Origin of the sequence: Frigoribacterium sp. PhB116 (genome assembly GCF_004364285.1) — a bacterium.
Classification (GTDB): domain Bacteria; phylum Actinomycetota; class Actinomycetes; order Actinomycetales; family Microbacteriaceae; genus Frigoribacterium.
Genome location: NZ_SOBE01000005.1, coordinates 1 through 24,660 on the forward strand (window position 1 = coordinate 1; position 24,660 = coordinate 24,660).

Below are 24,660 nucleotides of genomic sequence, written 5' to 3' on the forward strand. Positions count from 1 at the left end.
GCCGCCGCCCTGCTGAACCAGACCTTCAACACCGACGCCGTCCAGGACGAGATGCTCGTCGGCGTCGCGAAGATCACCGTCGCCACCGAGTAGGGCTCATAGAGCTCCTCTCCCGCACGGTGTCGACAACGCCGGTGCTGCGCCGTACCTCGTAGGGCCGGCATCCCGGTGGAACCCCATCCCGCTTCGTGAGCTGGATGGGGTTTTTCCGTGCGCCCGGGCGAGCCTCAGGCCCAGCGCCGCCTCAGCCAGCCCAGGGCGGCCGCAGCCTCTCGCCGTTGGAAGTCCCGAAGGGTCGGCATGTCCGCCGGCGCGGGCGTCTGCAGCGTCTCCGTCCACGAACCGGCGAGGCCGGCGAGGACCGCGTCGACCGCCTCCGGCGGCACCTCCCGCAGGGAGTCGTGCAGGAGGTGCCCCTCCACGTCGCTGCGCGGGTCGCGCACGAGCACGTCGAGCAGGTAGGTCACCGAGTCGAACCACGGCGCGCCGACCGAGGCCCACGGCCAGTCGACCAGCCACACGCGCGAGCTGGCGTCGAGGAGGAGGTTGTCGGCACGGCAGTCGAGGTGCACCAGGTGCTCTCCCGCCGCTGCGCCCGGGAGCTGCGCAGAGGCGTCGCGCAGCTGGTCGAGGTGCGCGGTGGTCCAGGGATCGAGCTCTCCCGTCACCCCGGCCTCGCTCAGGCGCTCCCAGCTCGTGGAGTCGGGCGTGAGCTCGTCCGAGAGGCGCGGCAGCGGCGAGGCCGCGGTGATGCGGGGCAGGCCGGCCAGCGCGTCGAGCACGAGCGTCGTGTCGTCCGGCCCGGGGTGACGGCCGTCGACGTCCTCGAACGCCACGACGACCCAGTCGTCCTGCTCGACCGTCGCGACCACTCGGGGCGCCGACACCGACGCGGGCAGACCCCGGACGACCATCGCCTCCCGCCGATGCAGCTCGTGGGTGCCCGCGTTCCGCGATCGACTCACCGACTTCGCGAAGACCCGCCGTCCGCTGCGGAGCACCAGCCGATCGGCGCTGCCGGAGGAGAACCCTCCCGGCTGGCTCGCCGCCTCCTCGACCTGGTCGCCCAACGCCTCCTCGAGTGCACGGCGCACCGTGGTGGGCACCTCCGCCCAGGTGGTCCTGGTCATGACGGCTCCCCTCCGGGAAACACCCGGAAAGGGACGAGATGCCCCGGGGCCCCTGGACATCTTGTCCCGTCTCGGGTGTTTCTCGCACCCCCACCTCGGTCGACGACGAGCCAGCTCAGGCCGCCTTCTCTTGCGCGGCCTCGCACCCTGCGCCTAGCATCGGCGCGTACCTCGTCGCGAGCCGCGACGTCGGTGCGGCCACCTCACCGGCCGACCGGACGGCTCGCGGACACGGGGGCTCCCCGCACGGAAGACGGCCCATTGCGCACCAGCACCGGTACTGCGTCCACGACGCAGCAGCTGCCCTCGCACTGACTCCGCCCGTGCCCGCCCGCTGACCCGGGCGAGGCCGACGCCCCCGCCTCCGGCCGGGAGCGCGGTGGTGTCGTGCGCCGACACCACCCCCGGGAGCACCGTGCCCTCCGCCTCCAGCACCACCACGCCCTCACCGTCCGTCGTCCTCACCGACTGCTCGTTCGCCTGGCCCGACGGCGCCGTCGTCCTCGACCGGGTCACCACGGCCTTCGGGCGGGGCCGTACCGGCCTCGTCGGGTCCAACGGCGCCGGCAAGTCGACGCTCGTCCGCCTCGTCACGGGCGATCTCGCCCCCACCGGCGGGAGGGTCTCGACGACCGGACCGGTCGACCTGCTGCCGCAGCGCCTCCGTCGCGGACCCGACGACACCGTCGCCGACCTGCTCGGCATCCGTCCGCGGCTCGACGCCCTGCACGCGATCCTCGGCGGCGACCCCGATCCGCGCCACTTCGACGCCCTCGGCGACGACTGGGACCTCGAGGCCCGGGCCGTCGCCGCCCTCAGCGAGGTCGGGCTCGACCTCGACACCGGGGACCTGCTCCGTCCGGTCGCGACCCTGTCGGGCGGGCAGGCCGTCCTCACCGCCGTCACCGGCGTGCGGCTGCGTGAACGGCCCGTCGCCGTGCTCGACGAGCCGACGAACGACCTCGACCTCCGGTCGCGCGGGCTGCTGCTCGACCTCGTCGATCGCTGGCGCGGAACGCTCGTCGTCGTGAGCCACGACCGCGAGCTGCTCGAGCACGTCGACGAGATCGCCGAGCTGCGCGACGGCTCGATGCGCACCTCGGGAGGGACCTGGTCCGACTTCGAGCAACGCCTGGCCGTCGAGCGGTCGGCTGCCGAGCGCGACCTCCGCGACGCCGATCAGCTGCTGCGCGCCGAGCGGCGTCAGCGCATCGAGGCCGAGACGACGATCGCGCGTCGGGCGAAGGCCGGTCGACGCTCGGCGGAGTCGATGCCCGCGATCATCGCCCACGCGAGGAGGAACAAGGCGGAAGCGACCGCGGGCCGGCTGCGCTCGGGTCACGGGGACGCGGAGGCGCGGGCCAGGGACCAGGTCGACGTCGCCTCACGAGCGGTGAGGGACGACGACGCCGTCCGGGTCGACCTGCCCGATCCGGCGATCCCGGCGGGGCGACGCCTCGCGGAGCTGACCGTGCGGGGCAGGACCACCGTGCTGCAGGGGCCGGAGCGGATCGCGGTCGTCGGTGCGAACGGCACGGGCAAGACGACGCTGCTCGAGCAGCTCGTCGGCGTCCATGGTGCGAGGCCGCACCCCTCTGCCGACACGGGGGCGACGTCGTTCACCGAACGGGTCGCCTGGCTGCCCCAGCGCCGCGACGGGCTGCTCGCCGACGACGACACCGTGCTCGAGCACGTCGCCCGCGCCGCTCCCACCGTGCCCGACCGTGAGATGCGCAACGCCCTCGCGCGTCTCCTCGTCCGTGGCTCAGTCGTCGACCGGACGACATCCACCCTGTCCGGAGGAGAACGTTTCCGCGTGGCCCTCGCGGGCCTGGTGCTCGCCGACCCGGTCCCCCAGCTGCTCGTGCTCGACGAGCCGACGAACGACCTCGACATGGCGACGACCGACCACCTCGTCGACGTGCTCGCCGCCTGGCGCGGCGGCCTCGTCGTCGTCAGCCACGACGAGAGGTTCCTCGACCGTCTGGGGCTGCACGCCCGCGTGGCCCTCGACTGACGGGGTTGCGGCTAGCTCGGCATGTCGACGAACCGCGAGAACATGCCGTGGAAGGCCACGGTGATCGTGTCCGTCGGGCCGTTGCGGTGCTTGGCGACGATGAAGTCGGCCTCGCCCTGGCGCGGGTTGTCCTTCTCGTAGGCGGACTCGCGGTGCAGCAGGATGACCATGTCGGCGTCCTGCTCGAGCGAGCCGGACTCACGCAGGTCGCTGATCGCGGGCTTCTTGTCGGCACGCTGCTCGGGGCCACGGTTCAGCTGCGACAGCGCGATCACCGGCACCTGCAGCTCCTTCGCCATCAGCTTCAGCGCACGCGAGAACTCCGAGACCTCCTGCTGACGGCTCTCGACACGCTTGCCCGAGGTCATCAGCTGCAGGTAGTCGATCACCACGAGCTTGAGGTTGTGCTGCTGCTTCAGCCGGCGGCACTTCGCCCGGATCTCGACCAGAGTCATGTTGGGCGAGTCGTCGATGAACAGGGGCGCGTCGTTGATGCGACCGCGCACCTGCGCGATGTTCGTCCAGTCGCGGGCGTCGACGGTGCCCTTGCGCATGTTCTGCAGCGGCACGCTCGACTCGGCCGACATCAGGCGCATCGCGATCTCGCTGCGCCCCATCTCGAGCGAGAAGAAGACCGAGGCCTGGCCGTGCTTGATCGATGCGGCGCGGGCGAGGTCGAGCGCGAGCGTCGACTTGCCGAGCGCGGGTCGCGCGGCCACGATGATCAGCTGACCGGGGTGGAACCCGTTCGTCAGCGCGTCGAGCTGCGCGAAACCGGTAGGCACGCCGGTCATCTGACCGTCCCGGCCCTTGGCGGCCTCGATCTCGTCGATCGCGACCGTCACGGCCTCGTTCAGGGGCACGTAGTCCTCGGTCTGGACTCCCCCGGCGACGTTGTAGACCTCGGCCTGCGCGTTGTTGACCAGGTCGACGACCTCGCCCTCGCTCGCGTAGCCCATCTGCACGATGCGGGTGCCGGCCTCGACCAGGCGCCGCAGCACCGCCTTCTCGGCGACGATCGACGCGTAGTAGCCGGCGTTGGCGGCCGTGGGCACGACGCCGGTGAGCGTGTGGAGGTACTCCGCGCCTCCTGCCCTCGACAGGTCGCCCGACTTCATCAGCTCGTCGCTCACCGTGATGACGTCGGTGGGCTCGCCGTGCGAGTACAGGCCGAGGATGGCGTCGTAGATGACCTCGTGCTTCGGCACGTAGAAGTCCATGCCGCGGACGGTCTCGATGACGTCGGCCACCGCGTCCTTGCTCAACAGCATGCCGCCGATGGTGCTCTGCTCGGCCAACAGGTCGTGCGGGGGCACCCTGTCCATGCCCGTGCCCATGCCGCCGCGGTCGCTGCGCGGCTGCCGGTCGCTGTCGCCGGAGGTGCCGCTCGCGAGACCGAGGTGAGCGATCGACATGGGACCTCCTGCAGGGTGTTCGGGTGCGTGCCGGACGGCGACGGACGTCGTCCAGGACGGTTCTACAGCGAGCGGCCGACATCCCCGTGCCGAGCCCCCGCGACCCCCGTCTGACGAGCGCGGTACACCTTATGGACACCTAGTTCTCCACAGCAAATGCACCTGTGGATAACTTTGGGGAGAACCGGTGAGAAACGCCGGGGGTGCTTGTTGACAACTGTGGATCGTCCTGTGGACAAACAGATACTTCACGCCGACTAGGCGCCTCTGACCTGGACTTTATTTTCGCGCAGCCTGTGTGTAGAAAGTTCCTTGAACCGTGGGTTGAGAGTCCCGATTTGACTTCTGGCTGTGCACAGAGAAGTTGACAAGGAGGCGCGGCACCCGGTACGAGCGCAGGTCGCTTTCAGCTTGACGTAACCCCCTGTTCGGGGGCCGTTCCCCGCCTCCTGCGGCCCCCTGCTGGCCCACCTCGTGCCCTCCGTGCGGCCCTCCGGACGAGATGACACGGCACGCGGGTGCATCTTGTCCGGAACGGAGCATCAAGGCCTGCGCTCAGAGGAGTCGGCCCTGTCGAGCACACCCTGGGCCGGCTGACGCGCCCCCCGGGCACGCAGAAGAGCGGCGACCCCCGAGGGGGCCGCCGCTCTGCTGTGCTGCGGTGGTGCTGGCTGCTGACGCAGCGCGGGACTACTTCGCGCTGACCACCGTGAGGGTGATCGTCGCGACGACGTCCTCGCGCAGGCGCAGGGTCGCCTCGTGGTCGCCCACGAGCTTGATCGCGGTCGGGATCTCGACCTTGCGCTTGTCGATGGTCGCGACGCCCTGGGCGTTGACCGCGTCCGCGACGTCGCCGGGACGGACGGAGCCGAACAGGCGGCCGTCGGCACCGGTCTTGACCGTGAGGCGGATCTTCTGGGCCTCGAGGCGGGCCTTGAGGTCGTGCGCCTCCTCGATGGTCTTGAGCTCGCGGGTCTCGCGGGCGGTGCGGATCTGCTCGACCTGCTTCTCGCCACCGCGCGACCACGCCACGGCGAAGCCCTGGGGGACGAGGTAGTTGCGGGCGTAGCCGTTCTTGACGTCGACGACGTCACCGGCCGAGCCGAGGCCGGAGACCTCGTGCGTGAGGATCACTTTGGACATGGTTGCTCTCTCTTCCGTTCGCCGCTGATCAGCGGCCGGAGCCGGCGTAGGGGAGGAGCGCCATCTCGCGGGCGTTCTTCACGGCACGGGCGATGAGGCGCTGCTCCTGGACGGAGACGCCGGTGATGCGACGGGCGCGGATCTTGCCACGCTCCGAGATGAACTTGCGGAGGGTCGCGACGTCCTTGTAGTCGATGACGCCGACGCGGATCGCCTTCGCGGGAGCGGCGTTCTTGCCGCCCTTGCCGCGGAGGGGCTTGCGGCGGTCGCCGCTGCTCTTTCCAGCCATTGTTTTTCTGCTTTCGAGTTCAGATGAAGAAGAAGTGAGGTGCGACGAGGCCTAGAAAGGCGTCTCGTCGTTGTAGGTGCCGCCGCCGGGGGTGTTCCAGACGTCGCCGCCCTGGGAACCGCCGCCCTGCTGGCCGCCGCCCTGAGCCGGTGCGGACTGGCCCCACGGCTCGGACTGCTGGCCGCCGCCGACCTGGCCCTGCTGGCCGCCGCCGCGGCCGCCCCCGAAGGAGCCACCACCGCCGCCGCCTTCGCGGGACGAGGCCGCACGCGTGACCTGAGCGGTCGCGTAGCGGAGCGAGGGGCCGATCTCGTCGACGTCGAGCTCGAAGCTGGTGCGCTTCTCGCCCTCTTTCGTCTCGTAGCTGCGCTGCTTCAGACGGCCCTGCACGATGACGCGCGAGCCCTTCGTCAGCGACGACGCCACGTGCTCGGCGAACTCGCGCCAGACGCTGGCACGGAGGAAGAGCGCCTCGCCGTCCTTCCACTCGTTGGACGCGCGGTCCAACGTGCGGGGGGTCGACGCGATGGTGAAGTTCGCGACCGCGAGCCCGTTCTGCGTGTAGCGCAGCTCGGGGTCACTGGTGAGGTTGCCCACCACTGTGATGACGGTCTCGCCTGCCATCGGCTACTCGGCAGCCTTCGGTGCGGCGGGCGCAGCGGGAGCGGCGGGCGTCGCGGAGCCGGCAGGCGTCGCGGCACCGGCGGAGGCCGGTGCAGCAGCGGCGGCCGGAGCGGCGGCGGGAGCCTTGGCGGCCTTGCGGGCAGCCTTCTCGTCCGAGAGCTTCTTGGCCTCGGCGACCATCGCGATGGCCTCCTCGGCGCGCAGCACCTTGGTGCGGAGCACGGCCTCGGAGAGACCCAGCTGACGGTCGAGCTCCACCGTGGCGGCCGAGTTCGAGGTCATGTTGACGACGGCGTAGATGCCCTCGGTCTTCTTCTTGATCTCGTAGGCGAGACGACGACGACCCCAGATGTCGATGTTGTCGATCGTGCCGCCGTCGTTGCGGATGACGTTGAGGAACTTGTCCAAGCTCGGGGCGACGGTGCGCTCATCGATCTCGGGGTCCAGGATGACCATCAGTTCGTACTGGTGCATGACTAACCCACCTCCTTCGGACTTCGCGGCTACAGACGTTCTGCAGCAGGAGGGTGTTCATGACGCCGCGCCCACCCGGGGGCAGACGCAACCTTCCCAGAGTAGCCGGTCGCCCCGCCCCGCACAATGCCGGGCCAGCGGCCAGCGCAGGACGATCAGCCCGACGCCGGGGCAGCCCGGCGCCGATCAGCGAGGTGTCCGATCAGCGAGGCGTCCCGCGCCCGCCCTCGCCGGGGTCGTCCTCGAGCGTGGCCGTCGCCAGCTCCTGGGCCCTGGCCAGCGCCTCCTCGACCGTCGTCGTGCCGAGGAACATCTCGTCGAGCACCGGGTCGACGACCGGCTCGGCGTCGCCCCAGATGCCGGTCGGGGCCGGGATCGAGCGCCCCGACGAGACGACGTCGAAGAACGGCGCCACGTCGACGCCCTGGTCCGACCAGTGCTCGTAGTAGGCGGACTGGGCGCCGAGCACCGCGGGCACGGCCGCCCCGTCGGCGCCGATGTAGCGGGAGCCGTCGGTCGAGCCGAGCCAGGCGAGCACCCGCGCCGTGGCGTCGAGGTGGGACGTGTGGGCGTTGCCGGCCGCGACGATGCCGTTCGACACGCTGACGCGGCCCTCGGGGCCGGCGGGCATGCGCGCGACCCCCCAGGTGAAGTCGGACCCGGCCGCGACCGGCGCCAGGCTGTACAGCCCCGACTGGAACAGCGCCATGTGGCCGGACGTGAACTGGTCGCGGCTGTAGTCCGGGTCGGCGTTCGTGAGCGACGCCGGGGGAGCGACCCGGTGCTGCTGCACCAGGTCGACCACGTACCGGAACGCGGCCTGCGCCTCCGGCGTGTCCAGCTCGAAGGAGGTGCCCGTCGCGTCCTCGAGGCTCGCCCCGTTCGACCCGAGGTAGTCGAGCCAGATCGCCTGCAGGTCCTCGCCCGCGTTGTAGCCGTACTGCACCGGCGTGCCGTCGAAGGCGGGGTCGGCGGCGCTGCGGCCCTGGGCGTCGAGGGTCAGCTGCTCCAGCACCGGCAGCAGGGTGTCGCCTTCGCCGCCACCGGGCGCCCAGGTCAGCTCGTCGAGCGCGGCGGGGTCGATTCCCGCCGCGGCGAGCAGGTCGGCGTTGTAGTAGAGCGCGACGCCGCCGTCGCTGAGCTGGGGCACGCCCCACAGGTGGCCGTCGAGCGTGTACTGCTCGGTGACCTCGGGGCTCCAGGCGCGGTGCGCCGAGGCGCCGAGCACCCGGTCTACGTCGAGCAGGTCGCCCGCCTCGGCCTGGTCGGCGTACGCGGCGCTGTTCAGCCAGTAGACGTCGGGGGCGCTGCCGTCGTCGACGTCCGACCCGAGGTCGGCGGCGTACTCGGCGTACGGGACGACCTCGACGTCCACGTCGATCGTCGGGTTGTCGCGCTCGAAGGTCGCGAACGACTTCTCGTAGCCGGCGGCGACGCCCTCGTCCCAGAGCCGCACGGTGACGGTCGTCCGACCGTCGCGGCCGGGCGACGCCGTCGCGCCCTCGGACGAGTGGGAGGCCCCGAAGGCGGCGATGCCCGCCGCGGAGCCGGCGACCACGACGACGCAGACGGCGGCGGCGATCGTGACGGAGCTGGGTCGGGTGCGCACGACCCGACAGTACGGCCTAGGAGGCGCGCGCCGCCCACCAGGCCAGCAGCCGGTCGGTCGCGACCTCGCTGCCGAGGGGCCCCTCCTCGGTGCGCAGCTCGAGCAGGAACCGGTACGCCTCGCCGACCTCGCGGCCGGGGGAGATGCCGAGCACGCGCTGGATGTCGTCGCCGTCGAGGTCGGGCCGGAGCGAGTCGAGCGCCTCGCGCTCGCGCAGGTCGGCGATGCGGGCCTCGAGGTCGTCGTAGGCGAAGCCGAGCCGGTCGGCCTTGCGCCTGTTGCGCGTCGTCACGTCGGCGCGGGTCAGCATGTGCAGGCGCTCGAGCTCGTCGCCGGCGTCGCGGACGTAGCGGCGCACCGCCGAGTCGGTCCAGGCGCCCTCGGTGTACCCGAAGAAGCGGAGGTGCAGCTCGATCAGGCGGGACACGGCCTTGGTCGTGTCGTTGTCGAACCGGAGGGCGCGCAGGCGCTTGCGGGCCAGCTTCGACCCGACGACGTCGTGGTGGTGGAACGTCACGACCCCGCCCGGCTCGAGCCTGCGGGTGTCGGGCTTGCCGCAGTCGTGCAGCAGCGCGGCGAGCCGGAGGGTCAGGTCGGGCGCCTCTCCCGGGTGCCGCTCGCGCTCGTAGCCGATGGCCTGGTCGAGCACCGTGAGGCTGTGCTCGTAGACGTCCTTGTGGTGGTGGTGCTCGTCGATCTCGAGGCGCATCGCGGCGAGCTCGGGCAGGACGTGGTCGGCGAGGCCCGTGTCGACCATCAGCCGGATGCCGTCGCGGGGCGTGTCGGTGCGGAGCAGCTTGGAGAGCTCGTCGGCCACGCGCTCGACCGAGACGATCGACAGGGTGGAGGCGCGGGCCGAGATCGCCTCGCGCACCTCGTCCGACACGGAGAAGCCGAGCTGCGCGACGAAGCGTGCGGCGCGCATCATGCGCAGCGGGTCGTCGCGGAACGAGTCGACGGCGCTGCCCGGCGTCGCCAGACGACGGGCCAGCAGGTCCTCCACGCCGCCCGACGGGTCGACGAGCACCCGCTCGGGCAGCCGCAGCGCCATCGCGTTGACGGTGAAGTCGCGCCGCACGAGGTCGCCCTCGAGGGTGTCGCCGAACTCGACGACGGGCTTGCGGGTCTCGCCGTCGTAGACGTCGCTGCGGTACGTCGTGATCTCGACGACCTCGCCGTCGACGCGGGCGGCGATGGTGCCGAACTGGCGACCGACGTCCCAGTGCGCCTCGGCGAGGGGCACGACGATCTCGAGGATCTCGTCGGGGGAGGCGTCGGTGGTGAAGTCGAGGTCGTTGACCCGACGGCCGAGGAACGCGTCGCGGACGGGGCCGCCGACGAGGGCGAGCTCGTGGCCGGCCGCGGCGAACGCGGCGGCGAGCTTCTCGATGCGGGGAGCGGCGGCCAGTCGGTCCAGTCGCTCGACTGCGGAGGCGACGGTGTCCATGACCGACCACTTTGCCACAGTGCGCCCGGCGCACCGGGCGGCGGGCGCCTCCTCCCCAGGGCTGAGGCCGTCCGTCGTCGGTCGCGTCTCGGGGCGCCCACCGCGACCGCATGGTCTCGATTGCCTAGACTCGGCATGCTCGTCGGCCGTCCCGCGCCGGCCGCACCCTGCCTATGAGACGACTCCACGCCCTGCTCGCCGCGCTGACGGCGGTGTTCGTCGTGGTCGTCGGGCTCGGCCTCGGGTCGTCGGGCGCGTCGCCCGCCCGCGCGGCCGCCGCCGCCTCGAGTGCTCCCGACGACGCCGTCACGCTCTCCCTGGCGCCCGCCGAGTCGGGCGTGCTCGTGCCGGACCGCGACCTCGTGCTCGACGTCGTCGTCACGAACGCGACCGAGGACGACCTGGCGGCCTCCGTCGCCCGCCTCTACCTCGACCGGCAAGCCTTCGTCACCCGCGCCAAGCTCGCCGGCTGGCTCTCGCCCGCCTCGACGAGCGGGAGCGACTACCTCGGCACCTCCCTGACGCGCGTCGACGTGCCCGCGGTCCCGTCGGGGCAGTCGCGCACCGTCGGCTCCGTGACCGTGCCGGCCGCGACCGTCGCGCTCGGCGGCTACGGCTGGGGCGCGCGGGCGCTCGGGGCACGGCTGGTCGACGACGACGGGGCCCAGCTCGCCCAGGCGCGCAGCAGCGTCGCCTGGTTCCCGGCCGAGAGCTTCCAGGCGACGAAGGTCGCCGTCGCGGTGCCGATCACGACGCCCGAGACCGAGAACGGGGTGCTGGACGCGAGCGCCCTCTCGGCGTACACCTCGATCGACGGCACCCTGACGCGGCAGCTGAGGGCCGTGCAGGGCACGCAGGCCGCGGTGGCCGTCGACCCCATGATCATCGCCTCCGTCCGGCTGCTCGGCACCTCGGCACCGCCCTCCGCCCTCGACTGGCTCGACCAGCTGCAGCGGTCGGGCCTCGAGATGTTCCCGCTCGCGTACGCCGACGCCGACGTCGCAGGCCTGAGCCAAGGAGGCGCGACGCCGATCCCGACGCCCGTCTCGTTCGACGCCCTGATCGACCCGACGCTGTTCGCCGAGCCGACGCCGAGCGGCACGCCCGAGCCGTCGTCGAGCGGCACGTCCGACCCCTCGGCCGTCGAGCCGCCCGCCGACGGCGGCGCCGACGGCACCGACGGCACCGGAGGCACCGGAACCGGCACCGGAGGCAGCGGCACCGGCCAGGCGGACGACCCCTCGGCCGCGCCGCCCCTGCCCACCACCGAGTCGCTGCTGAGCTGGCCCTGGTCGACCACCGGCGTCGCGTGGCCCGAGGCCGACACGGTCGTCGCCGCCGACCTCGACGTCCTGGCCGCCAGCGGGTACACCTCGACGATCCTGTCGAGCTCGAACGTCGAGGTCTCGACCGGGGCGACCGAGAACGCGGCGACGCAGCTCGGGGCCACGGCGGGGCTCGTCTCGGACGACACGCTCTCGACGCTCCTCTCGGACGCGGCCGGCGCCTCCGACGACGCGGCCTGGGCCACGGCGATGGCCGAGCTCTCCGCCAGCGTCGCCACCGTCGCCCGCGAGCGGCCGAGCGACGCCCGTACGCTCCTCGCCACGCTCGTCCGCGGATGGTCGCCCGACAGCGCCTACCTGACACGGACGCTCGCAGCGCTGCGCGACCTCCCGTGGTCCGCCCCGAGCACCCTGCAGGAGGCGGTGGCCAGCGCCCCGACCGCCGCCACGGTCGTCGACGAGCCCGAGGACGACGCGCGCGCTGCGCTGATGCGCACCCTCGCGACGGCCGACCGCCGCGTCTCCGACTTCTCCACCGCGCTGGCCCAGCCCCAGACCGTCACGGGTCCCGCGCGCCTCCGGACGCTCGCCCTCGCCTCGCACGCCTGGCGAGACAACCCCGACGGCCTCGCCGCGGAGGTCGAGGCGGCCGACGCGGAGTCCGCCGCCACGTCGGGGCTCGTCTCGATCGTGCAGGGCAGCGACCTCTCCATCCTCGGCGACCGCACCTCCCTGCCGCTCTACGTGCAGAACTCGACCTCGTCGGCGGCGACCGTGTACCTGATGGTGCAGCCGTCGAACTCGCTGCTCTCGGTCGAGCAGAACCGCATCGAGGTGACCGTCGCCTCCGACTCGCAGGCCCGTGTCCGCGTCCCGGTGCAGTCCGTCGCCAACGGGACCGTCGACGTGTCGCTCAGCCTCGTCAGCGCGACCGGGGTCGCCATCTCGACGCCGTCCACCGTGTCCATCTCGGTGCAGGCCGGCTGGGAGACCGCGATCACGTGGGTGTTCGCCGTCGGGTTCCTGGTGCTGTTCGGCGGCGGGATCTACCGGACGTTCCGCAAGCGGCGTCTCGCTCGCGAGGAGGCGGCGGCAGGGACGTCCGCCGGTGGCGCCGGTGCCGCCGGCAGCGACACCACCGAGACCGGTGTCCGACCTGACACCACCGAGACGGGTGTCAGCTCGTGAGCGCACAGCAGGCTGGCCTCGGCCGCGCGAGCGTGTTGCTCGCCTCGGGCACGATGGTGTCCCGGGTGCTCGGCTTCGTCAAGACCGCCGTGCTCGCCGCGGCGATCGGCCAGTCGGCCAGCCGGGCGGCCGACTCGTTCGCCCTCGCGAACCAGCTGCCGAACAACATCTACGCCCTCATCGCGGGCGGCCTGCTGAGCGCGGTGCTCGTGCCGCAGATCGTGCGTGCCGCCACCCAGGACGACGACGGCGGCCAGCGCTTCATCAACAAGATCGTGACGCTGGGCACCATCGTCTTCGCGGCGGTCGGCCTCGTCGGCACGCTGCTCGCGCCCCTGCTCGTGCGCATCTACGCCCAACAGGCGGGGTCCACCGGTCAAGGTGGTTACACCTCCGACGCGATCGCCCTCGCCACGGCGTTCGCCTACTGGTGCCTGCCCCAGATCTTCTTCTACGCGATGTACTCGCTGCTCAGCGAGGTGCTCAACGCCCGCCAGGTCTTCGGGCCGTTCACCTGGGCCCCGGTCATCAACAACGTCGTCGCCATCGCCGGCCTGGTCGTCTTCATGGTGCTCTTCGGCGGCTCGGCCGAGAACTCGGTCGTCGACGTCTGGACCCCCGGCCGCATCACCGTGCTCGCCGGCACGGCGAGCCTCGGCGTCCTGGCGCAGGCGGGCTTCCTGCTGCTCTTCTGGCGACGTGCGGGGCTGTCTTTCCGTCCCGACTTCCGCTGGCGCGGAGTCGGCCTCGGGGCGACCGGCAAGGCCGCCGGCTGGCTCTTCGGCATGGTGCTCGTGACCCAGCTCGCCGGCCTCGTGCAGAGCCGCGTCGCGTCCGAGGGCAGCGGCACGGGCGCCTCGAACGCCGTGCTCGCCAACTCGTGGCTGCTCTTCATGCTGCCCCACGGCATCGTCGCCGTCTCGATCGCGACCGCCTACTTCACGCGCATGAGCGGGCACGCCTCCCGCGGCGACCTGCGCGCGGTGCGCACCGACCTGTCGCAGTCGCTCCGCACCATCGGCATGTTCATGGTCTTCGCGACGGTGGCCATGTGCGTCGTGGCCTACCCGTTCGCGAGCTTCTTCGAGAGCACCTTCACCGGGGCGAGCCAGATGGCGCAGGTCATCCTCGGCTTCATGCCCGGGCTCGTGCTCTTCAGCGTCCTGTTCGTCGTGCAGCGCGTCTTCTTCGCCCTGCACGACCAGCGCACGCCGTTCTTCATGCAGATCGTCCAGTCGGGCATCTTCGTCGTCGGCACGCTGATCTCGTCGGCGGTCGTCCCCGACGAGCTCATCGCCGTCGCCATCGCGATCACCACCTCGGTCGCCGGCTCGGCCCAGACGATCGTCGCCCTCGTGCTCGTGAAGCGCCGGCTCGGCGGCATCGACGGTCGGTGGGTGCTGCGCCGTTACCTGCAGTTCGCCTTCTTCTCGCTGGTCGCCGGTGCCGTCGGGCTCGTCGTCGTGACCGCATCGGGTGGTTTCACCCCCGACGGATTCGCCCACTCGGGCCGCATCGCCGGCATCCTGACCGTCGTCGTCGCCGGGCTCGTCATGGCGGTGGTGTACCTCGGCCTCCTCGCGCTGATCCGCCTGCCCGAGCTGACCGACCTGACCGCCCCCGTGATCCGCCGGGTGCGCCCGCTGGCGGCGCGCCTCCTTCGTCGCTGACCCGGCTCCCGACACGGTCGCGCACGCGGTGGCCGACACGGTCGCGCACCCGGTGGCTGACACGGTCGCCGAGCCGGTCGCCGACCGGCTCGCAGGCCGGTCGCTGAGCGCCGTCTGCGAGCCCCGGGCCGACGGAATGCCCCGACCCTAGGATGTGTTGCACCAGACGGTCGAGCGAGGGCGAGACGGGCAGACCGCCCGCAGTCCCTCTCCCGTCATCCACGAACGTCACTGAGGAAGGTGCCATGCGCCAGATCATCATCATCGGCTCCGGACCCGCCGGCTACACGGCGGGCATCTACGCGGCGCGCGCCGGTCTCGAGCCGCTGATCGTGGCGAGCTCGGTCGAGGCGGGCGGCGAGCTCATGAAGACCACCGAGGTCGAGAACTTCCCCGGCTTCCCCGACGGCATCCAGGGCCCCGAGCTCATGTTCAAGCTGCAGGAGCAGGCGGAGAAGTTCGGCGCCGAGGTCCTGCTCGACGACGTCACCAGCGTGGACCTGACGGGCGACGTCAAGAAGGTCACGCTCGGCAGCGGCACCGTCGAGGAGGCGCTGACCGTGATCTTCGCGACCGGCAGCGCGTACCGCAAGCTCGGCCTGCCCGACGAGGAGCGCCTCAGCGGCCGCGGCGTCAGCTGGTGCGCGACCTGCGACGGCTTCTTCTTCAAGCAGAAGGAGATCGCGGTCGTGGGAGGCGGCGACTCGGCCATGGAGGAGGCGACGTTCCTGACGCGCTTCGCCTCGAAGGTCTACGTCATCCACCGCTCCGAGACGCTGCGCGCCTCGAAGATCATGCAGGACCGCGCGCAGGGCAACGACAAGATCGAGTTCCTGTTCAACAAGCAGGTCACGGCGATCCTCGGCGACGAGAAGGCCACGGGCGTGCAGCTGACCGACACGGTCGACGGCAGCACGAGCGACCTCGACCTCGACGGACTCTTCATCGCCATCGGCAACGACCCCCGCGTGCACCTCGTGCACGGCCAGGTCGACCTCACCTCGAGCGGCACCATCGCCGTCGAGGGCCGCAGCTCGAGGACCAACCTCCGCGGCGTCTTCGCGGCGGGCGACGTCGTCGACGACACCTACCGCCAGGCGGCCACCGCGGCCGGCTCCGGAGTCGTCGCCGCGCTCGACGCCGAGCACTTCCTGGCGAGCCTCGACCAGACCTTTCTAGCCGAGCACACCGAGGGCGCCGCCGAGGGCATCGACACCGCCGAGTCGGTCGCCCCGGAGCCCGTCTCAGCCTGACCTTCGACCGCGCGTCGACGACGTCGGCCCGCACGCACGAACACACGAACCCCCGACGAAAGGAACCACCATGAGCAGCGCCAAGGCAGTCACCGACGCCTCCTTCGAGGCCGACGTCCTCAAGTCCGACAAGACGATCCTGGTCGATTTCTGGGCCGAGTGGTGCGGCCCGTGCCGCGCGGTCTCGCCGATCCTCGACCAGATCGCGGCCGAGAACGCCGACAAGATCGAGATCGTCAAGCTCAACGTCGACGACAACCCGCAGACCGCCATGCAGTACCAGATCACGTCGATCCCGGCGATGAAGGTCTACAAGGGCGGCCAGGTCGTCAAGACCGTCATCGGCGCCAAGCCGAAGCCGGCCCTCGAGGCCGACCTGGCGGAGTTCCTCGCGTAGGTCGACCCCGCGTCGACGCACCTCCCGAGAGCCCGCCCAGCACCCGCTGGGCGGGCTCTCGCCGTCTCCGGGCCGCTCCGGGCATATCCTGAACCGCACCACCTCTGACCGACAGGGACGCACATGACCGACAAGGGCACCAACCTCGACCCGTGGTACGACTCGTACGCCGACCGCACGGCCGGCCTGAGCGCCTCCGAGGTCCGAGCCCTCTTCGCCGTCGCCAGCCGACCCGAGGTCGTCTCCCTGGCCGGTGGCATGCCGTTCGTCTCCGCCCTGCCGCGCGAGCTCGTGACCGGGGCGATCGACCGCGTGATGTCGCAGAACGGCGGGGCGATGGCCCTGCAGTACGGCTCCGGGCAGGGCACCCCGGCCATCCGCGAGCACATCATGCAGATCATGGCGATGGAGGGCATCCGGGGCAGCGCCGACGACGTCGTCGTGACCACGGGCTCCCAGCAAGCCCTCGACCTGGTGACCCGGCTGTTCGTCAACCCGGGCGACGTCGTGCTGGCCGAGTCGCCCAGCTACGTGGGCGCCCTGGGCGTCTTCAAGGCCTACCAGGCCGATGTCTCGCACGTCGCGACCGACGCCGAGGGCCTCGTGCCGGAGGCGCTGCGAGAGACGATCGCGCGGGTCAGGTCCGAGGGCCGCACCATCAAGTTCCTCTACACGATCCCCAACTTCCACAACCCGGCCGGCGTGACGCTGACCTGGGCTCGCCGGCTCGAGATCCTCGAGATCTGCCGCGACGCCGGCATCCTCGTCCTCGAGGACAACCCGTACGGCCTCCTGTACTTCGATCAGCCGGCCCCCCAGGCCATGCGCTCGGTCGACGACGAGGGCGTCATCTACCTCGGCTCGTTCTCCAAGACGCTCGCGCCCGGCTTCCGCGTCGGCTGGGCCCTCGCCCCGCACGCCATCCGCGAGAAGCTCATCCTCGCCAACGAGTCCGCGACGCTCTCGCCGAACTCGTTCGGCCAGTTCGTCATCACCGAGTACCTCGACCAGGCCGACTGGCGCGGTCAGATCGAGTCGTTCCGCGGCCTCTACCGCGAGCGTCGGGACGCCATGATCTCGGCGCTGGGGGAGTACCTCCCGTCGCTCAGCTGGACCGTGCCCGACGGCGGCTTCTTCGTCTGGGTCACCCTGCCCGACGAGCTCGATTCGAAGGCGATGCTGCCCCGCGCCGTCAAGGAGCTGGTCGCGTACACGCCGGGCACGGCGTTCTTCGCCGACGGCGGCGGCCGTCAGAACATCCGGCTGTCGTTCTGCTACCCGACGCCTGAGTCGATCCGGGCCGGCATCGCCCGGCTCGCGACCGTGGTCAACGGCGAGCTCGACCTGCTCGCGACGTTCTCCGGTGCCCGCCTCGGCTCGCCCCTGACGATGCGCACCGGCGTGTCGACACCGCCGCCGAACACCAACTGATCAGCACTTAAGCAGAAACGCCGCCACGGGACGACCACGTGGCCGATCCACGAGAGAGAGCCCGATGACACAGAGCGCCGTCAAGAAGGTCACCGTGCTTGCCGGGGGCATCTCCCACGAGCGGGACGTCTCGCTGAGGTCGGGGAGGCGCGTGGTCGACAGCCTCGTCGCGAACGGCATCGAGGTCGACCTGCGCGATCCCGACGCCTCCCTGCTCGGACACCTGACCACCACCCGACCCGACGTCATCTGGCCCGCCCTGCACGGCGCCAGCGGCGAGGACGGCGCCCTCCGTGGTCTGCTCGAGGCGCTGGACATCCCCTTCGTCGGCAGCAGCTCGGCGGCGGCGCGGCTCGCGTGGGACAAGCCGACCGCGAAGGAGCTCGCGCACCGCGCCGGGGTCCGGACGCCCCGGGGCATCACCCTCTCGCACGACTCCTTCCGTGAGCTCGGCGCGGCCGGGGTACTCGCCGCCATCTCGGAAGAGCACCCGGTCCCCGTCGTCGTGAAGCCAGCCCGGGGCGGCTCGGCGCAGGGCGTCACCGTCGTCGAATCCGCTGATCAGCTGCCCCGAGCGATGGTGGACGCCTACACGTACTGCGACGACGTGATCGTCGAGCAGAAGATCACCGGCACCGAGATCGCGGTCGGCGTCATCGACACGGGCGACGGCCCCTCCGCCCTGCCGGCCGTCGAGATCGTCCCTCGCAACGGCGTCTACGGCTTCGAGGCCCGGTACAACGCGGGCGAGACGACGTTCTTCACCCCGGCCCGCCTCGATGCCCGGGCGCAGGAGGCGGCGGCCCAGACCGCCGTGACCGTGCACCGGGCTCTCGGCCTCCGCCACCTCTCCCGGGTCGACCTGATCGTCGATGCGGCGGGCACCCCGTGGTTCCTCGAGGTGAACGTCCTGCCCGGCCTGACTGAGACCTCGCTCGTCCCCATGGCCCTCGATGCCGCTGGCTTCGAGCTCGGTCTGGTCTACGCCGCTCTCGCCGAGAAGGCCGTCCTCGACCACGCGTGACACTGTTTCACGTGAAACGCCCGCCCTCTCGTTCGAGAGGGCGGGCGTTTCGCGCGGAACGCAAGTGGCGGAACTGGCCGCTGCGAGATAGGCCGACACGCGATTGCCTGCCGTCACGGGCGCACAGAACTGCAGATGAGATGCAGGGTCCGCCCGACCGACGGGGCCCGAGATTACCAATGACGAGATGCTCGTCCTTGTCGTTCGGACGGGGCGGGCGCCTGCCGTGCACTCGGGCGATCCACCGGGCCGCGAGCCATCGGCCATCCCGCGCCTGCCCCCTCTGTCCAGAGAAGAACGTTTCACGTGAAACAGCGACCACCCGGTGGATTGAGCCTGCGTCCGGAGCGAAACGCCCGCCTCGTCCGGAGAGAGAGCGGGCGTTTCACGTGAAACAAACCGTGACCGAGTCGACTAGGCCGCCAGGGCTACTGGGAGAACGGATCCTGCCCCAGCGCAGCGAGGATCCGGTTGAGATCCTGCATCGAGGCGAAGTCGATGGCGATCGAGCCCTTCCTGGCCCCCATCTTGACCTTCACCTTGGTCTCGAGCCGATCCCCGAGGTTCTCGGCGACCTCGTCGAGATGAGCCTGGTGACGCCCGACAGCAGCCCGGGTCGTGCGGGGCTTGATGCTCGTGCCCGCGGCCGCGGCCTCGGCGGCACGCACCGACAGGTCCTCGTTGACGATCTTGTCGGCTAGTCGTTCCATCAGGAGCGAGTCACCGGTCGACAGGATGGCCCGGGCATGGCCCGCCGACAAGACGCCCGACGCCACTCGCCGCTGCACGCTCGCAGGGAGGCGGAGGAGGCGAAGGGTGTTCGAGATCTGTGGCCGGCTGCGGCCGATGCGGCTCGACAGCTCCTCCTGCGTGATGCCGAAGTCTGCGAGGAGTTGCTGATAGGCGGATGCTTCTTCAAGCGGGTTCAGCTCCGCTCGGTGCAGGTTCTCGAGCAGGGCGTCGCGGAGCATCGACTCGTCGGCGGTCTCCTTGACGATCGCGGGGATCGTCGCCAGGCCCAGCTGCTTCGTGGCCCGCAGACGTCTCTCGCCCATGACGAGCTCGTACTGCGCAGCCGCGGCGGCACCCTTGGCGGAGGCGTCGCGGGGGAGGGGGCGCACCACGATGGGCTGGAGGACACCGACCTCGCGGATGCTGGTGACCAGCTCAGCCAGCTCCTCCTCGCGGAACTCCGCACGGGGCTGCTGCGCGTTGGGCACGACGTCGAGCGGGTTGAGGTTGGCGAGCCGAGCGCCTGGCACCGCCACCAGCTCGTCAGCAGTCTGCTGTCCGGTCGGGAAGAAGACGTCGACGGGCCTGTCCTGGCCTTCTTCTGCCACGGGGATGAGGGCGCCGATGCCGCGCCCGAGACCCGTTCTCTTGGTTGCCACTACTGGGGTGCTCCTCGTCGTGCTAGTTCTGCTGCGGCCTCGAGGTACGAGATCGAGCCGGGTGAGTTCGTGTCGTAGCTGATGACCGTCTGACCATAGCCGGGCGCCTCGCTGATGCGGACGGACCTAGGGATGAGAGTGTCCAGCGCCTCGGCCGGGAAGTGCTCGCGCACGTCCGCGACGACCTGTCTCGCCAGGTTCGTGCGCCCGTCGTACATGGTCAACAGGATGCTCGAGACCTGGAGGGTCGGGTTGAGGTGCTTCTCGATCAACTGGATGTTGCGGAGCAACTGGCTGAGCCCCTCCAGTGCGTAGTACTCGCACTGGATCGGGATGAGCACCTCGCCGGCCGCGACGAACGCGTTGATGGTCAGCAGTCCGAGCGAAGGCGGGCAGTCGATGAAGACGTAGTCGAACCGCTCGCCCGCCGCCTCCGTGGCCGACAGGTAAGCGTCGAGCTGAGTACGGAGCCTCTGCTCACGGGCCACGAGCGACACGAGCTCGATCTCGGCCCCCGCCAGGTGGATGGTCGCGGGCACGCAGTACAGGTCGGGGAACTCAGGACTCTGCTGCACGACGTCGGAGATGTCACCCTCGTTCACGATCACGTCGTAGACACTGGGAGTCTCCGCACGGTGCTCCACCCCGAGTGCGGTCGACGCGTTCCCCTGCGGGTCGAGGTCGATCACGAGCACGCGAGCGCCGCTCCGAGCGAGGGCGGCAGCCAGGTTGACCGTCGTCGTCGTCTTGCCCACCCCGCCCTTCTGGTTCGAGACGGTCAGGATGCGTGTCTTGGCCGGCGCGGGGAGCGGGTCCTTCGACAATGCTTCGCGCCGACGGCGGAGATCAGCGAGCTCGCGCGCCAGAGGAGTGCTGTCGTCGTACTCCGTGGATGAACTCACCGGGGATCTCCGCATCGCTGTGTTTCACGTGAAACGGCCTCGCGCACGGTCATGATCGACGATGATCATGACTGCTGAGCCGAGCCTCCACTCTATCTCGCCGGGTCGTGCTGACAGGCATCGGAGCTCCCCAATCGTGCCCACGTTTCACGTGAAACGAGAGGCGAGTGCTGGCGCGGGATGTGCGAGACGAGCGCGAGACATGCTTGTGCACAGGCTCGCCAACATGTGCATAACTATGTCGCACGCGCGTCGAACTAGCCGCTGGCAGGTCGTCCCGCCCCCATGACGAGCCATGCCGGACGAGCGCTCGTGCTCCGGACCCGAGAACGCCGAGATCAACGCAATTTCAGCGGAAGCCGGTAAATACCCTGATCAAAGGCAGTGTGCAACTAGATCGACGGGCAGGCCGCTGTCAGACCACGATCAGCGACGTGCCGGGCGGTGGATCACCCGCGGCGCCCAGATCGCTTCCTGTGGAGCCGGCCGGCGCCTCCTCGGCCCTCGTCAGTCGAGGGTGGCTCGGAACACCCGGGTCGTCTCTGCAGGGTCGACGACCCCGACGCCGAGCTCGAGCACCTCGACGTCCACCAGGTGCGTCCGGGCGATGACCTTGCGGGCCGCCTCGACCTCCTGATCGACGCGCGCGCCCTTCATCAAGATCAGCTCGCCACCGGTCTTGACGAGTCGGGCCGTCAGCGGGATCAGCTTGGCCAGCGCCGACACGGCACGCGCGGTCGCCTGGTCGAGCCAGGCGTCGAGCTCGACGTCCTCCGCGCGAGCCCGGACCACCTCGACGTTGGTCAGGCCGAGACGCTCGGCCTCGGCGGAGAGCCAGTCGGTCCGTCGCTCCATCGGCTCGATGAGCAGGAGGGTCGTGTCCGGGCGCGCGGCTGCCAGCACCAAGCCGGGCAGGCCGGCGCCGGAGCCGATGTCTCCCACACGCGCACCCGATCGGAGGAGCGGCGCGACCAGCCCCGAGTTGACCACGTGACGTGTCCACAAGCGGGGGAGCTCGAGGGGTCCGATCAGCCCGAGCTCCTCGCCGTGCTGGGCGAGGTCGGCGGTGAACTGTCGGACGACCTCGAGGCGGTCGCCGAAGATCTCCCGCGCGACGGCGGGCTCGGCCTCGAGGAGGCCCGCCTGGTCGGTGCTCACGATCGCGTCAGCCGCGCTTGATGACGGTGTGCCGGTCGCGGCCCTCGCCCTCGGACTCCGAGACGAAGCCGCGGGCGGCGACGATGTCGTGCACCAGCTTGCGCTCGTACGACGACATGGGCGGCAGGGACGCCGCCTCCGCGCCTTCCTCGAGACGCTCGACGGCCCGGTCGACCATGGCCCCGAGCTCGGCCTCGCGGGTCTGCCGCGACCCGCCGATGTCGAGGATGAGACGGGAGAACTCACCGGTCTTCGTCTGCACGGCGATGCGGGTCAGCTCCTGGAGGGCCGTGACCGTGTCGGGCTTCGACAGCGTCCGCAGCGACCCCTCACCGGAGGCGTCGACCGAGATGTACGATCGGCCGCCGCGGACCTCGATGTCGATGTCGCCGTCGAAGTCGCAGATGTCGAGGAGCTCCTCGATGTAGTCGGCGGCGATCTCGCCCTCGTCGATGACGGACGCGGCGTCGGCCGCGTCGGCCGCGCCGGAGGTGCGCTGCCGGTCGTCCGTGACCGTCGCCTCCTCGGCTGCCGCCGCGGTGCCCTCGGGCAGGTCGGCGCCGGTGGTGTCGATGTCGGCAGTGTCGTTGTCGGTCATGCTCGTCGCCTCTTCCGGGTAGATCGGTCACACGTCGCCGGCATCGCCTGCCGGACGTGCTCCCCCCGCACGAGGCAGGGGGAGCACGGCGCTGCTTACTTCTTGGCGCCGTTCTGCTTCTTCGCGCGGTTCTTGCCGACGGGCTGCGCGCGCTGCGTCGCCTTCGGCACGGCGGGGGCGGACTCGATCTCGGTGACGGTGATGTCGCCGAGCCCGAGGCCCTTGCGCTGGGCCTTCTTCGCGAGACGTTCCTCCCGGGCGAGGGCCGCCTCGCTGCCGGGGGTGGGCATGTTCCGGATGACGATGAACTGCTGCGCCATCGTCCAGATGTTCGAGGTCAGCCAGTAGAACATGACGCCGAGGGGGAACGAGAGGCCCGAGAAGACGAACACGAGGGGGAGGAAGTAGAGCAGCATCCGCTGCTGCTTGAACATCGGGCTCGCCTTGGTCTCGGGCGACATGTTCTTCGAGACGATCTGCAGCTGCGTGATGAACTGCGACGCGGTCATGACGACGACCATGATGCCGGCCATCAGCCGGACCTCCCAGGTCGTGGCGCCGAGGAAGGTCTCCTTGAGCGGTGCGCCGAAGAGCGAGGACTCGCCGAACGAGGTGGAGAGCGCCTGGCTGAGGAGGCCGATGCCGACCTTGTCCTGCTGGGCGTTGTGCAGCACCGTGTAGAGGCTGAAGAAGATCGGCATCTGGATGAGGAGCGGCAGGCAGGAGCTGAGCGGGTTCGTGCCCGTGTCCTTGTAGAGCGCCATGGTCTCGCGCGACATCGCCTCGCGGCTGAACTGGTCGCGCTTGCCCTTGTACTTGTCCTGGATCTTCTTGAGCCGGGGAGCGATCTCCATCATGCGTCGCTGGCTCTTGATCTGGCGGACGAAGATCGGGATGAGGGCAGCTCGGACGACGAGCACGAGGCCGACGATCGACAGGACCCAGGTGCTGCCGGCGGCCGTGTCCATGCCGAGCGCGGTGAGCACGTTGTGGAAGCCCACGAGGATCGCCTCGACGACCCACCTGAGGGGCCAGAGGATGGTTCCGATGAAGTCCATGGTGTTCGGGTCAGCCCTTTCCGTGGCTCTGGACGATGAGACGGGGCACGCCGCTCGGGGCGGACGCGACCACGTCGGATCGAGGGACCACGAAGCCGAAGGCCGTGGTGGTGTACTTCTGTCGCCGGGGCGGGGTCACGTCGTCGATGCCGCCGGCAGCCCAGGGGTTGCAGCGTCCGATCCGCCATGCGCCCATCGCCGAGCCCCGCACGACGCCGTGCTGCTGGATGGCCTCGAGCGCGTACCGCGAGCAGGACGGGTGGTACCGGCAGACCTCGCCGTAGAGGGGAGAGACGACGGCCCGGTAGGCGCGGAGCAGCACGACGCACACGTTGCGCGGCAGCAACGTCACGAACTGCACCGCTTGCTTCACTGTCCCACGACCTTGTCGACGACCCCCGAGATATCCCTGAGCAGGGTAGACCACGGAACGTCCAGGCTGCCTGGCAGTGCCCGGACGACCACGTCGGTGCCCGGCGGCACCCCCGGGAGGATGTCGTGGCACACGTGCTTGAGCCTCCGACGGACGGTGTTGCGCGCCACGGCGTTGCCGACCGTCTTGGCCACGATGAAGCCGAACCGGACCAGGTCGTCGTCTCGACGACGCACGTAGACGACCGAGTGCGCCGTGCCCGACTTGCGGCCACGGCGCACTGTGTTGCGGTAGTCGTCTGCGCGGACGATCCGGTTGGCCCGGGCCAACACGGAGGCTGCTACGCGGAGAGCTCGGTGCGGCCCTTGCCGCGGCGGTGCGCCAGGATGGCGCGGCCGGCACGGGTGCGCATGCGGGCACGGAAACCGTGCTTCTTGGCGCGGCGGCGGTTGTTCGGCTGGAACGTTCTCTTGCTCATGGTGTTCTCTCCAGGGGGATGCGGACCTGGCCTGGTGCCGTGATCCGAGAAGTCTTCGTCAGCCGAGTCGGCTGGGATTCAACTGATTAAAAGTACGCGGCTTCTGTCCTGCGGTCAAACGACAGCCCTCCCCGGAGTTCTCCACAGTGTTGACAACCTCGGTTGCGGAGGGTGCGGCCCGACGAACTAAAGTGGGCACCTCCCGCTCCGCATCCGCGTAGTTCTGGGGAAGTAGCAGTGTTCCTGGCTCTGACGTCGCTCGTCGGCCAGTGGAGAAACCTGTGCATAAGTAGGTAGGAAGAGCC

General features: G+C 70.6%; 22 protein-coding genes and 1 pseudogene. 7 read left to right on the top strand and 16 right to left on the bottom strand.

Annotated elements, in window-relative coordinates; all coding sequences use genetic code 11:
• Positions 1-227: 227 nt before the first annotated feature.
• Entirely contained in the window at positions 228-1,130 is a 903-nt protein-coding gene (locus EDF20_RS13660; RefSeq protein WP_133739065.1) for a phosphotransferase, read from the bottom strand.
• 415 nt (positions 1,131-1,545) lie between these two features.
• Between EDF20_RS13660 and EDF20_RS13665 the strand changes: the two genes are divergently transcribed.
• Entirely contained in the window at positions 1,546-3,147 is a 1,602-nt protein-coding gene (locus EDF20_RS13665; RefSeq protein ID WP_133739066.1) for an ATP-binding cassette domain-containing protein, read from the top strand.
• 11 nt (positions 3,148-3,158) lie between these two features.
• Here EDF20_RS13665 and dnaB read toward each other — a convergent pair whose 3' ends face one another.
• The 7 genes and pseudogenes from dnaB to EDF20_RS13700 all read right to left on the bottom strand — a co-directional run bounded on the left by dnaB (position 3,159) and on the right by EDF20_RS13700 (position 10,148).
• The gene (gene dnaB / locus EDF20_RS13670; RefSeq protein WP_123547382.1) at positions 3,159-4,562 is read right to left on the bottom strand and encodes a replicative DNA helicase; all 1,404 of its coding nucleotides are present in this window, start codon (positions 4,560-4,562) and stop codon (positions 3,159-3,161) included.
• Positions 4,563-5,252: 690 nt separating this feature from the next.
• Complete coding sequence (gene rplI, locus EDF20_RS13675) at positions 5,253-5,705, bottom strand: 50S ribosomal protein L9 (RefSeq protein ID WP_123547383.1); 453 nt, start codon at positions 5,703-5,705, stop codon at positions 5,253-5,255.
• A gap of 28 nt (positions 5,706-5,733) precedes the next feature.
• Positions 5,734-5,994, bottom strand: a complete 261-nt coding sequence (rpsR, locus tag EDF20_RS13680; RefSeq protein ID WP_055964231.1) for a 30S ribosomal protein S18 — start codon at positions 5,992-5,994, stop codon at positions 5,734-5,736.
• 51 nt (positions 5,995-6,045) lie between these two features.
• Positions 6,046-6,618 (bottom strand): single-stranded DNA-binding protein, encoded by a 573-nt coding sequence (locus EDF20_RS13685; protein ID WP_133739067.1) that lies wholly within the window; start codon positions 6,616-6,618, stop codon positions 6,046-6,048.
• Positions 6,619-6,738: 120 nt separating this feature from the next.
• Positions 6,739-7,092: pseudogene (gene rpsF, locus EDF20_RS13690) on the bottom strand (30S ribosomal protein S6); the annotation flags it as partial.
• Between the two features lie 202 nt (positions 7,093-7,294).
• The gene (locus EDF20_RS13695) at positions 7,295-8,701 is read right to left on the bottom strand and encodes a sugar ABC transporter substrate-binding protein (protein ID WP_133739068.1); all 1,407 of its coding nucleotides are present in this window, start codon (positions 8,699-8,701) and stop codon (positions 7,295-7,297) included.
• 16 nt (positions 8,702-8,717) lie between these two features.
• Entirely contained in the window at positions 8,718-10,148 is a 1,431-nt protein-coding gene (locus EDF20_RS13700; RefSeq protein ID WP_133739069.1) for a CCA tRNA nucleotidyltransferase, read from the bottom strand.
• 173 nt (positions 10,149-10,321) lie between these two features.
• On the opposite strand from EDF20_RS13700, the gene EDF20_RS13705 reads away from it, so the two are divergent.
• The 6 genes from EDF20_RS13705 (at position 10,322) to EDF20_RS13730 (ending at position 18,397) form a co-directional block, all read left to right on the top strand.
• On the top strand, positions 10,322-12,622 hold the full coding sequence (locus EDF20_RS13705; protein WP_133739070.1) for a DUF6049 family protein: 2,301 nt from the start codon (positions 10,322-10,324) through the stop codon (positions 12,620-12,622).
• A complete protein-coding gene (gene murJ, locus EDF20_RS13710; protein WP_243833502.1) occupies positions 12,619-14,292 on the top strand; it encodes a murein biosynthesis integral membrane protein MurJ in 1,674 nt (557 codons plus the stop codon). The genes EDF20_RS13705 and murJ overlap by 4 nt, the downstream gene beginning before the upstream one ends.
• 245 nt (positions 14,293-14,537) lie before the next feature.
• Positions 14,538-15,545, top strand: a complete 1,008-nt coding sequence (trxB, locus tag EDF20_RS13715; protein ID WP_133739071.1) for a thioredoxin-disulfide reductase — start codon at positions 14,538-14,540, stop codon at positions 15,543-15,545.
• A 70-nt stretch (positions 15,546-15,615) separates the two neighbouring features.
• Complete coding sequence (trxA, locus tag EDF20_RS13720; RefSeq protein WP_123547390.1) at positions 15,616-15,942, top strand: thioredoxin; 327 nt, start codon at positions 15,616-15,618, stop codon at positions 15,940-15,942.
• Between the two features lie 123 nt (positions 15,943-16,065).
• Positions 16,066-17,373: a PLP-dependent aminotransferase family protein gene (locus EDF20_RS13725; RefSeq protein ID WP_133739072.1), complete on the top strand. Its 1,308-nt coding sequence runs from the start codon at positions 16,066-16,068 to the stop codon at positions 17,371-17,373.
• Between the two features lie 64 nt (positions 17,374-17,437).
• Positions 17,438-18,397, top strand: a complete 960-nt coding sequence (locus tag EDF20_RS13730) for a D-alanine--D-alanine ligase (RefSeq protein WP_133739073.1) — start codon at positions 17,438-17,440, stop codon at positions 18,395-18,397.
• A 428-nt stretch (positions 18,398-18,825) separates the two neighbouring features.
• Here the strand turns inward: EDF20_RS13730 and EDF20_RS13735 are convergent, their stop codons facing one another.
• The 8 genes from EDF20_RS13735 to rpmH all read right to left on the bottom strand — a co-directional run bounded on the left by EDF20_RS13735 (position 18,826) and on the right by rpmH (position 24,355).
• Positions 18,826-19,788, bottom strand: a complete 963-nt coding sequence (locus tag EDF20_RS13735; protein ID WP_133739074.1) for a ParB/RepB/Spo0J family partition protein — start codon at positions 19,786-19,788, stop codon at positions 18,826-18,828.
• A complete protein-coding gene (locus tag EDF20_RS13740) occupies positions 19,788-20,690 on the bottom strand; it encodes a ParA family protein (protein WP_279586177.1) in 903 nt (300 codons plus the stop codon). The genes EDF20_RS13735 and EDF20_RS13740 overlap by 1 nt, the downstream gene beginning before the upstream one ends.
• 507 nt (positions 20,691-21,197) lie before the next feature.
• A complete protein-coding gene (gene rsmG, locus EDF20_RS13745) occupies positions 21,198-21,848 on the bottom strand; it encodes a 16S rRNA (guanine(527)-N(7))-methyltransferase RsmG (protein ID WP_133739075.1) in 651 nt (216 codons plus the stop codon).
• A gap of 7 nt (positions 21,849-21,855) precedes the next feature.
• Positions 21,856-22,446 (bottom strand): R3H domain-containing nucleic acid-binding protein, encoded by a 591-nt coding sequence (locus tag EDF20_RS13750; RefSeq protein ID WP_133739076.1) that lies wholly within the window; start codon positions 22,444-22,446, stop codon positions 21,856-21,858.
• Positions 22,447-22,541: 95 nt separating this feature from the next.
• Complete coding sequence (yidC, locus tag EDF20_RS13755) at positions 22,542-23,504, bottom strand: membrane protein insertase YidC (RefSeq protein ID WP_133739077.1); 963 nt, start codon at positions 23,502-23,504, stop codon at positions 22,542-22,544.
• A 10-nt stretch (positions 23,505-23,514) separates the two neighbouring features.
• Positions 23,515-23,877: a membrane protein insertion efficiency factor YidD gene (gene yidD, locus EDF20_RS13760; RefSeq protein WP_133739078.1), complete on the bottom strand. Its 363-nt coding sequence runs from the start codon at positions 23,875-23,877 to the stop codon at positions 23,515-23,517.
• The gene (gene rnpA, locus EDF20_RS13765; RefSeq protein ID WP_123547399.1) at positions 23,874-24,209 is read right to left on the bottom strand and encodes a ribonuclease P protein component; all 336 of its coding nucleotides are present in this window, start codon (positions 24,207-24,209) and stop codon (positions 23,874-23,876) included. Before rnpA ends, yidD begins: the two co-directional genes overlap by 4 nt.
• Before the next feature lie 8 nt (positions 24,210-24,217).
• Positions 24,218-24,355 carry a 50S ribosomal protein L34 gene (rpmH, locus tag EDF20_RS13770; RefSeq protein WP_123356527.1) on the bottom strand — a complete coding sequence of 46 codons (138 nt, stop codon included), beginning with the start codon at positions 24,353-24,355 and terminating at the stop codon, positions 24,218-24,220.
• Positions 24,356-24,660: the final 305 nt, after the last annotated feature.

Coding starts and splice junctions, on each gene's coding strand:
- trxA (WP_123547390.1), top strand. CDS start 15,616: ATGAGCAGCGCCAAGGCAGTCACCGACGCCTCCTTCGAGGCCGACGTC.
- rplI (WP_123547383.1), bottom strand. CDS start 5,705: ATGTCCAAAGTGATCCTCACGCACGAGGTCTCCGGCCTCGGCTCGGCC.
- EDF20_RS13700 (WP_133739069.1), bottom strand. CDS start 10,148: ATGGACACCGTCGCCTCCGCAGTCGAGCGACTGGACCGACTGGCCGCC.
- EDF20_RS13725 (WP_133739072.1), top strand. CDS start 16,066: ATGACCGACAAGGGCACCAACCTCGACCCGTGGTACGACTCGTACGCC.
- rpmH (WP_123356527.1), bottom strand. CDS start 24,355: ATGAGCAAGAGAACGTTCCAGCCGAACAACCGCCGCCGCGCCAAGAAG.
- rpsR (WP_055964231.1), bottom strand. CDS start 5,994: ATGGCTGGAAAGAGCAGCGGCGACCGCCGCAAGCCCCTCCGCGGCAAG.
- EDF20_RS13750 (WP_133739076.1), bottom strand. CDS start 22,446: ATGACCGACAACGACACTGCCGACATCGACACCACCGGCGCCGACCTG.
- trxB (WP_133739071.1), top strand. CDS start 14,538: ATGCGCCAGATCATCATCATCGGCTCCGGACCCGCCGGCTACACGGCG.
- dnaB (WP_123547382.1), bottom strand. CDS start 4,562: ATGTCGATCGCTCACCTCGGTCTCGCGAGCGGCACCTCCGGCGACAGC.
- yidC (WP_133739077.1), bottom strand. CDS start 23,504: ATGGACTTCATCGGAACCATCCTCTGGCCCCTCAGGTGGGTCGTCGAG.
- EDF20_RS13660 (WP_133739065.1), bottom strand. CDS start 1,130: ATGACCAGGACCACCTGGGCGGAGGTGCCCACCACGGTGCGCCGTGCA.
- EDF20_RS13685 (WP_133739067.1), bottom strand. CDS start 6,618: ATGGCAGGCGAGACCGTCATCACAGTGGTGGGCAACCTCACCAGTGAC.
- EDF20_RS13705 (WP_133739070.1), top strand. CDS start 10,322: ATGAGACGACTCCACGCCCTGCTCGCCGCGCTGACGGCGGTGTTCGTC.
- EDF20_RS13730 (WP_133739073.1), top strand. CDS start 17,438: ATGACACAGAGCGCCGTCAAGAAGGTCACCGTGCTTGCCGGGGGCATC.